Below are 9,646 nucleotides of genomic sequence, written 5' to 3' on the forward strand. Positions count from 1 at the left end.
TAACACTTTAATAGTGGTTCGACTATAGATGAATATGTGATTGGTTATACGGTTAGATAGGTGAGTGCATGTCTGTTTACTGATACAATGGCTGCCATCCTTGTTGATAATTAGAATAATTCATAAACCATATTGGAGTTTTTATGAGCGTAGACAATCTATCTGTAGCATCGATAACCTCATCAAAAAATGGCGTCGTCATCATTGGCGCAGGCTTGGCAGGCTGGCATGTGATTGATGCGATTCGTGCAAAAGATGCAGAGATTCCGATTACCTTGATCACCTCCGATAGTGGCGATCGTTATCACAAGCCGATGCTGACCATGGCGATCAGCCAAAACAAGCGCGCATCAGACTTGGTACGGGCATCTGGTAGCGATGCGGCAAAAACCGCAGGCGTGACGTTGCTGGCTGACACACAGGTCACAGATATTGATACGGCTACCCAGCAGTTACAGCTTATCTCTGCTAATAGACCAGATCCAGCCCACACGGATTATGCGACGATCAGCTATGGTAAGTTGGTGCTGGCGATGGGTGCGCATCCTATTTTCCCCAAAAGCTTGCCAGAGGATTTGGTCTGGCATGTCAATCATATCAAGCAGTTCGGTCAGCTACAAGAAAAGCTGGCAACTGGTAGCCAGCATGTCGCCATCGTTGGCGCTGGTATGGTCGGGACAGAAATCGCGGAAGACTTGCTAAAAGCAGGTCATCAAGTGACCTTAATTGATTTGAACGATGCGCCATTATCACAGATGCTCCCAGCCAAAGCGACGGCACGTATTGCCAAAGCAATTGAGTCACAAGGTATTCAGTTTTTGGGCGGCTCTCAAGTCTCTGCTGTTACCCGCGTGAGTGGCAATGACGACAGCAGCGATAGTGAAAAGCTAAGAGTAGACTACGCACCGCTCGCCTCAACTGAAGATAATGCAGATGTAGAGCAACCTGAGCCATTGATCGTAGACCATGTGATTGCCAGTACAGGTCTGACCGTCGATGGGCAATTACCAGCGGCAGCGGGGGTTACGTTTGACCGTCGTACGGGTATTGTGGTTGATGAAGCGACATTGCGCACCGACACTGCACACATCTATGCCATTGGTGATTGTATGTCTATCAATGGGGTTGCCTGTCGTTATGTGGCGCCACTACGCGCACAGGCTGCGACCATCGCTGATGATATCTTAGGGCACGAGCACAGCGGTTATGATCATAAACCACCAATGATTCGCCTAAAGAACAAAGCGATTTCGGTGATGGTAACGGGTGTGCCAAACGCGGCTGGGAATTGGCAAGTGAAGACGGAGAGTGATGAAGAACTCATCATGGACTTGCTAGATGACACTGACGCAGTGAGCGCAACGGTGACAATCAAAGCGCCTGCCACTCCCAAAGCATCCTAATAGACTTGTTTAAAAAGCAAGTTTAAAAGATCACGTTACTGGTTGAGCCAGCCCATTCCTTATGATGTGGCTGGCTTTTTTATGTCAAAAACCTGCCATGTTTTTGTGGTATCTTTTTTTTAATCAAGGTCTTTAAATGGCCAATTAAATGATACATACCGTATTGATATTGTTGACATGCTTTCATTTATAGCGTTATAGTAGTTGAATGCTATATCAAACCGAATCAAGGAAGAAGGTTTGCTCGCCAGCGATTAATCAGCACCATCTATAAATACTATAAAAAGTAAAACGAAAGGACTCGTTATGACTCAAAACTCTAATTTCGATGCGACTCACGTTGATTTCGACGCTATTTTAGATAATATCCCTAGTATCAATATGGGCGCACGCTCAGCAAATGCGCCGCTCACCCAAAGCTATGATAAAGGTCCTGATGTACCGCTGATTGAAGCGACCATCGGTGACTTTTTTGATGCTATTGTGTCCAAATATCCTGAGCGCGAAGCGCTGGTCGTCTGTCATCAAAATATTCGCTGGACATATCGTGAGCTACAGCAGCAGGTCAACCAGCTAGCCAGTAGCATGATTGAGATGGGGCTTGAGATTGGCGATCGCATCGGTATCTGGTCACACAACAATGCTGAATGGTTGCTGATGCAATTGGCCACCGCCAAAGTCGGCGTTATCCTCGTCAATATCAATCCTGCCTACCGCACCTTTGAGCTGCAATATGCCCTGAACAAACTCGGCTGCTCAGCACTGGTGCTTATGCGTCATTTTAAAACCAGTGATTATGCCAGCTTGATTCGTGAACTCTGTCCTGAGATTTACCATAAAAATTATACCCAGCTTGATTTGGTTGAGATTCCAACGATTGAACGTATCATTTGGATTGATGAGCCAGAGTCGGATGAGACCTTTGGCTTTATGCAAAAATTCTCTGCATGGATGGCGGAAGGCGACGCCAACGATCCACGCGTGGCTGAGCGTCAAGCCCAGCTCAAAAATACCGATGCGATCAACGTGCAATTTACCAGTGGCACGACAGGCACACCAAAAGGCGCGACGCTGAGCCATCGAAATATCCTTAATAACGGCTACTTCATCGGTGAGGCGATGAACCTCACGGAAGCCGACAGATTGTGCATTCCAGTACCGTTATATCACTGCTTTGGTATGGTGCTTGGTAACCTCGCGATTCTCACGCACGGCGGCTGTATCGTCTATCCAAACGATGGCTTTGAGCCATTAACGGTGCTAAAAGCCGTTGAAGAAGAGAAATGTACGGGTCTACATGGCGTACCGACGATGTTTATCGCCGAGCTTGATCATCCTGAGTTTGAAAACTTTGATTTATCCACTTTGCGTACAGGCATCATGGCAGGCTCTAGTTGTCCGATTGAGGTCATGCGCCACGTCATCGACAAGATGCACATGAAGGAGGTCACCATTGCCTACGGTATGACAGAGACCAGTCCAGTGTCTTGCCAGACCAATGAGCACACCCCTCTTGAGAAGCAAGTCTCGACCGTAGGATTGGTACAGCCTGCACTTGAGGTAAAAGTGATCGACACCGAGACGGGCGAGATTGTGCCTATCGGGGAGACTGGCGAGCTACTCACGCGTGGTTATTCAGTGATGAAAGGCTATTGGGGTAGCCGCTTCAAAACGCGAGAAGCCATTCAAGATGGCTGGATGCACACGGGTGATTTGGCAACGATGGATGAAGACGGCTATGTAAAAATCGTCGGCCGGAGTAAAGACATGGTGATTCGCGGTGGTGAAAACATCTATCCAGTCGAGATCGAAAACTACCTTTATCGTCATCCAAAAATTCGCGATGTGCAAATAGTTGGGATACCCGACGAGCGTTATGGTGAAGTGCTCGCAGCATGGATTATTCCTAAAGAGCCGGGCTGCTTGACCGAAGAGGAAGTCCGTGAATTCTGCAGCGAGCATATCGCTCATTATAAAGTGCCAGCTTACTATCGCTTTGTCACTGAGTATCCAATGACCATCACGGGCAAGATTCAAAAGTATAAAATTATTGAGCAAATGAAAGAAGAGTTGGGTTTGTCGTAAGCTTATTTATCAGCTCTAAAACACTAAAGATGAACTATGTGGGTCATACTTAAAAAATAGCAGTTGGCATCATTCATATAAAAGCTACTCGCATTTACGTATCTATGTATCAAAGAAAAAGGGATATCATGAGCGCTATCATAACCAGTAAACTGAGTCCAAACTCAAGCGACTTTCAGCAAAACAGTGCGGCGATGCAAGAGATCGTCGATGATTTGTATGTGCACCTGCGTAAAGTCGCCCAAGGCGGCTCAGAGCGCGCACGTGCCAAGCATCTAGCACGTGGCAAGCTACTACCACGCGAGCGTGTCGAGCGTTTGCTTGATGTGGGTACGCCGTTTTTGGAAGTAGCACCGATGGCAGCGCATGACATGTATGGTGAGGATATCCCAGCGGCTGGCGTGATTGCTGGTATTGGTCGTATCAATGGTATTGAGTGTATGATTGTCTGTAATGATGCCACGGTAAAAGGCGGCACGTACTACCCGATGACGGTCAAAAAGCATCTACGCGCCCAAGAGATTGCCCAAGAAAACCACCTACCGTGTGTGTATCTGGTAGATTCAGGCGGTGCTAACTTGCCCAACCAAGATGACGTGTTCCCTGATAAAGAGCATTTTGGTCGTATCTTTTTTAATCAAGCCAACCTCAGTGCGGCAGGTATTCCGCAAATCGCGGTGGTCATGGGTAGCTGTACGGCTGGTGGTGCCTATGTGCCTGCCATGAGCGATGAATCTATTATTGTCAAAGAGCAAGGCACCATCTTTTTGGGTGGGCCTCCACTGGTAAAAGCCGCAACAGGCGAAGAGGTGAGTGCAGAGGATTTGGGCGGCGGTGATGTGCATACGCGGCTCTCAGGCGTGGTCGATCACTTAGCGCAAAACGACACTCATGCGTTATCCATCGCCCGTAATATCGTCAGTCATTTGAATCGCCCTGCCAAACACATTCCTAATCAAATTACGCCGCGACCGCCACGTTATGACGCCAAAGAGCTGTACGGCGTCATTCCGACGGACAAGCGCAAGCCATTTGATATCAAAGAAATCATCGCCCGTATCGTTGATGACAGTGCCTTTGATGAATTCAAAGCGCGTTTTGGCACCACATTAGTGTGTGGATTTGCGCATATCGAAGGGATGCCTGTGGGTATCATTGCTAATAACGGCATTCTATTTAGTGAGTCGGCGCAAAAAGGCACGCATTTCATCGAGCTGTGCTGTAAGCGCAAAATTCCATTGGTATTCCTCCAGAATATCACAGGCTTTATGGTTGGGCGTAAATACGAAAACGAAGGCATTGCCCGCCACGGTGCCAAAATGGTGATGGCAGTTGCCAATGCCAAAGTACCGAAATTCACCGTCATCGTTGGTGGCTCGTTTGGCGCGGGTAACTACGGTATGTGTGGCCGTGCTTACAGTCCGCGCTTTTTGTGGATGTGGCCAAATGCCCGTATCTCTGTCATGGGCGGTGAGCAAGCAGCCTCGGTCTTGGCAACGGTCAAGCGTGATAACTTTGATCGCAAGGGTGAAGCGTGGAGTGAGGAAGATGAGGCGGCATTTAAAGCACCAATTCGTGAAATGTATGAAGCGCAAGGTCATCCCTATTATGCCACCGCGCGCATGTGGGACGATGGCGTGATTGATCCTGCTGATACGCGTCAAGTGCTGGCATTGGGACTGAGCGCTGCCTATAACGCCCCGATTGAAGAGACGACGTTTGGTGTCTTTAGAATGTAAGCGCTAAGGTCTGCTCGTGATGAGAGAGTGGTGCGACAATCTTTTTAAATACAATTCTACCGCGACATCGGGTTCTGACATCTTACTTTCTTATATGAGCATTATGATGGATGACCCAAACGTTGGGCTAAGTATTTACATAGACATATAAATAGGAAAATAGAGAAAGTTATGAAAGAAGCAAAATCAAAAAATAGTAATAATTATAAAAGTCTATTAGTCGATATAAAACAACACATCGCTACCGTGACGTTGAATCGTCCCGAGATACGCAATGCCTTTAATGACGAGATGATCGCCGAGTTGACAGATGCTTTTACCACCCTTGGTGTGGATGACGAGGTACGTGTCATTGTACTCGCGGCAGCTGGCAAAGCGTTCTGTGCGGGTGCCGATCTAAACTGGATGCGCGCCATGGCGGACTATAGCTATGAAGAGAATTTAGCGGATGCGGATAAATTGGCGCAAATGCTCAAGACGATTTATGAATGTCCCAAGCCGACGATTGCGGCAATCCAAGGCGATGTCTATGCAGGTGGTATGGGTCTCGTTGCCGTCTGTGATGTGGCCATCGCTGTCAAAATCGCCAACTTTTGCCTGAGCGAAGTGCGCTTGGGCTTGGCACCTGCGACCATCAGTCCTTATGTCATCCGAGCGATGGGCGCTAGAGCTGCGCAGCGTTACTTCTTAAGTGCTGAGGTGTTCGATGCCAAAAAAGCACGTCAGCTTGGCTTTATTCACGAGCGCGTGAGCGAAGAGTGGCTGGATGATGAAGTGGCGGCATTCTGTAGCAAGGTCGTCAAGAACAGCCCCGATGCGGTCAAAACCTGCAAACAGCTATTACATGATATAGCAGGCGCGCCCATTACTGATGAGCTGATTGCTGATACGGTAAAAGGTATTGCGGATATTCGCTCATCAACACAAGGAAAGGAGGGCGTGCAAGCATTTTTGCAAAAGCGCAAGCCTGATTGGTTGACAGCAAACTAACGATAAACGAATAGATAAACGGACAAATAGACAAGACGTCAAATAATAACGACAAGATACAGGGATAGTTATGTTTTCTAAAATTCTAATTGCCAACCGTGGTGAAATTGCTTGCCGAGTGGCCGCGACTGCTAAGCGTCTTGGCGTCAGTACCGTCGCTGTTTATTCTGATGCTGACCGCGAAGCCAAGCACGTGGCTGTCTGTGATGAGGCGATCTATCTAGGCGGTTCGGCACCAAAAGACAGCTATCTCAAAGGTGATGCCATTATTGCCATCGCCAAGCAAACAGGTGCTGAGGCCATCCACCCAGGCTATGGGTTTTTGAGTGAAAACGCCAATTTTGCACAGGCTTGCCAAGAGGCTGGTTTGGTGTTTATCGGACCCTCTGCTGAGGCGATTCGCGCCATGGGCGGCAAATCTGAGTCCAAGCGCTTGATGGAGGCCGCTGGCGTGCCGCTGATACCCGGCTATCATGGTGACAATCAAGACGCCCAGTTTTTGCAGCAGCAAGCAGATGATATTGGCTATCCAGTATTGATTAAAGCGAGTGCAGGTGGCGGCGGTAAAGGCATGCGTATCGTTGAGCAAAGCAGTGATTTTATTGACTTGCTTGACTCGTGCCGCCGTGAAGCAATTACCAGTTTTGGCAATGATCAAGTATTGATCGAAAAATATGCGCTCAAACCACGCCATATCGAAATCCAAGTATTTGGCGATACGCATGGCAACTATGTGCATCTGTTTGAGCGGGATTGCTCGGTACAGCGTCGCCATCAAAAAGTATTGGAAGAAGCGCCAGCACCGGGTGTCGATACGGCCATGCGTGAAGCGATGGGTACGGCTGCAATTGAGGCGGCGCGTGCGGTTAATTATGTCGGCGCTGGCACGGTTGAGTTTATTGTGGAGCAGCGCGAAGGCACGATGAATTTTTATTTCATGGAGATGAACACGCGCTTGCAAGTTGAGCATCCAGTCAGCGAAGCCATTACTGGTGTGGATTTGGTCGAGTGGCAACTGTTGGTCGCTGCGGGTCAGCCATTGCCAAAATCGCAAGACGATTTGACGATCAACGGTCATGCGATCGAAGCACGTATCTGCGCTGAAAACCCTGACAATAATTTTTTACCAGCGACGGGAACGTTGTTTACGTATCAAAAGCCTGAGCACAGCACCTTTGTCATTGATAAAAACGGCGCTGATGTGCGTATCGATGATGGCGTACGCGAGGGTGATGTCATCAGTCCTTTTTACGATTCTATGATTGCCAAGCTTATCGTCCATGCGCCCACACGCGAGCAAGCGTTGGCGAGACTCGATCGTGCATTGGCGCAGACGCGTATTGTGGGTCTACCAAATAATGTGGCATTTTTGCGTTATATCTTAAATACCGACTCATTTAACAACGCCAATCTTGATACGGCGTTGATAGAGCGTGAGCAGGACAAGCTGTTTGATCAGCATCCGCTTGGATTATCGACGCTTGTGGTGACGGCTATTACGCAGCAGCTTGCGAGCGAAGCCGTATTACAAAAGATAGACAACGACCCCTTTAGCAAGCCGACAGGATTCCGTGCTTATAGCAATTATACTCGTTCATTTAGCCTCATTTATAATGAGCGGTCATATATTGCTGGTATCAGCAATTGGCACAATGCGAGTGGCGCTGAACGCAAAAAGGGCGGTGACAATCTCAGTAGTTTTACGCTCGTTATTGGTAAAGAAATCGCGAATACGCAGGATGATAGCAATATCAATGTCGCCGCTCAGGCTGAAACGGTTTATGAAGGGCAAGTCAGCTATGATAGCAGTGATGCGCACAATCATACCTTATGGTTAGAGGGTGCACGTATCAGTGCGCAGAGCTGGGTTAATAGTGAGACAGTTTATGTGTTCACAGATAGCGGACGCGATGAGATTACCTTAATTGATGTGATGGCGCATGTGGGTGAAGACACAGCAGCAGTCGGCAGCCTAAAATCACCGATGCCAGGGCAAGTCGTTGCATTCAAAGTAGCTGTTGGCGATACTGTGAAAAAAGGTGAGCCGCTTGCGGTCATTGAGGCCATGAAAATCGAACATACCATTACCGCGCCAACTGATGGTGTGGTAGCAGAGTTGTTATTTGCAGCAGGTGATTTGGTCGCTGATGGTGATGAGCTACTGCGTATCGATAGTGAAAGCGAATAGAAAAGGACAATAAGCATGAGCCACTCGTATCCAAGCCATGTCACCATCGTCGATGTCAGTCCGCGTGATGGATTGCAAAACGAATCCATGACGGTACCGACCGAGGTTAAACAAGCCTTAATCAATAATTTAATTGACGCAGGGATTAAAAAACTGGAGGTGACCAGTTTTGTCTCGCCAAAGTGGGTGCCACAAATGGGCGATAACAGCGCGTTACTGGATGCGCTTGCGCCAACGCGGCAGAAGGACGTTTGTTACTCAGTACTGGTGCCCAATATGCGCGGCTTTGACAATGCGATTGCCTACCGTCCTGATGAAATTGTTATTTTTGGCTCAGCCAGCGAAACCTTTAGCCAAAAAAATATCAATTGCAGTATCGATGAGAGTATTGAGCGTTTCGCGCCCGTTGCCGCTGCGGCAAAAGCGCAAGGTATCAAAGTACGCGGCGTTATCTCTTGTACCGTTGGTTGTCCTTATGAAGGCGAGATTGACCCTAGCCAAGTCGCTTACGTGACCAAGCGTTTGATTGAGATTGGTTCAGAGCAGATTGGCATTGCTGATACCATTGGTGTGGGTACACCCCTCAAAGTGCAGCGCGCCCTACAAGCAACCCTTGAATACGCTGATATCGCCATGTTATCAGGTCATTTTCATGATACTTACGGTCAAGCACTCAGCAATACCTTGGCTGCCTTACAAATGGGAGTCAGCGAATTTGATACCTCAGTCGCAGGCCTCGGTGGCTGTCCGTATGCCAAAGGCGCAACGGGCAATGTCGCGACCGAAGATGTCGTCTATATGCTGCATGGTATGGGTATCAGCACGGGTATCGATTTGGAAAAATTGGTCGTGGCAGGCGAGCGTATTAGTGGGTTTTTAAAGCGTCCAAATGGCTCAAATGTGGCACGGGCTTTGATTAATAAACGTCAGTCTTAAAAAATTATCGTAAAAATGAATTACTAAAAAACAAGGAATGGTTATGAGTTTACCTGGATTGAACTTTCAGCTTGGCGAAGATATTGACGCGCTACGTGATGTCGTACAGCAGTTTGCGGCCAATGAGATTGCCCCGCGTGCAAGCGAGATCGACAGCAGTGATGAGTTCCCTATGGATCTGTGGCAAAAGATGGGCGATCTGGGTCTACATGGCATTACCGTCCCTGAAGAGTATGGCGGCTCCAATATGGGCTATGTCGCTCATATGGTGGCGATGGAAGAGATTAGCCGAGCGTCGGCATCGG

At 48.2% G+C, this 9,646-nt stretch carries 7 protein-coding genes; all 7 read left to right on the forward strand.

The window, feature by feature from the left end:
• Positions 1-143 precede the first annotated feature (143 nt).
• Entirely contained in the window at positions 144-1,403 is a 1,260-nt protein-coding gene (locus AS194_RS12125) for an FAD-dependent oxidoreductase (RefSeq protein ID WP_058025748.1), read from the forward strand.
• Positions 1,404-1,709: 306 nt separating this feature from the next.
• Positions 1,710-3,488 (forward strand): AMP-binding protein, encoded by a 1,779-nt coding sequence (locus AS194_RS12130; RefSeq protein ID WP_058025749.1) that lies wholly within the window; start codon positions 1,710-1,712, stop codon positions 3,486-3,488.
• A gap of 128 nt (positions 3,489-3,616) precedes the next feature.
• Positions 3,617-5,227 carry a carboxyl transferase domain-containing protein gene (locus tag AS194_RS12135; RefSeq protein WP_058025750.1) on the forward strand — a complete coding sequence of 537 codons (1,611 nt, stop codon included), beginning with the start codon at positions 3,617-3,619 and terminating at the stop codon, positions 5,225-5,227.
• 171 nt (positions 5,228-5,398) lie between these two features.
• A complete protein-coding gene (locus AS194_RS12140) occupies positions 5,399-6,217 on the forward strand; it encodes an enoyl-CoA hydratase/isomerase family protein (RefSeq protein ID WP_058025751.1) in 819 nt (272 codons plus the stop codon).
• Positions 6,218-6,287: 70 nt separating this feature from the next.
• On the forward strand, positions 6,288-8,405 hold the full coding sequence (locus AS194_RS12145; RefSeq protein WP_058025752.1) for an acetyl/propionyl/methylcrotonyl-CoA carboxylase subunit alpha: 2,118 nt from the start codon (positions 6,288-6,290) through the stop codon (positions 8,403-8,405).
• A 15-nt stretch (positions 8,406-8,420) separates the two neighbouring features.
• Positions 8,421-9,341: a hydroxymethylglutaryl-CoA lyase gene (locus AS194_RS12150; protein ID WP_058025753.1), complete on the forward strand. Its 921-nt coding sequence runs from the start codon at positions 8,421-8,423 to the stop codon at positions 9,339-9,341.
• A 43-nt stretch (positions 9,342-9,384) separates the two neighbouring features.
• On the forward strand, positions 9,385-9,646 hold a 262-nt coding region (locus tag AS194_RS12155), incomplete at its 3' end, for an acyl-CoA dehydrogenase family protein (protein WP_200960362.1).

Origin of the sequence: Psychrobacter piscatorii, assembly GCF_001444505.1 — a bacterium.
Taxonomy (GTDB): Bacteria; Pseudomonadota; Gammaproteobacteria; order Pseudomonadales; family Moraxellaceae; genus Psychrobacter; species Psychrobacter piscatorii_B.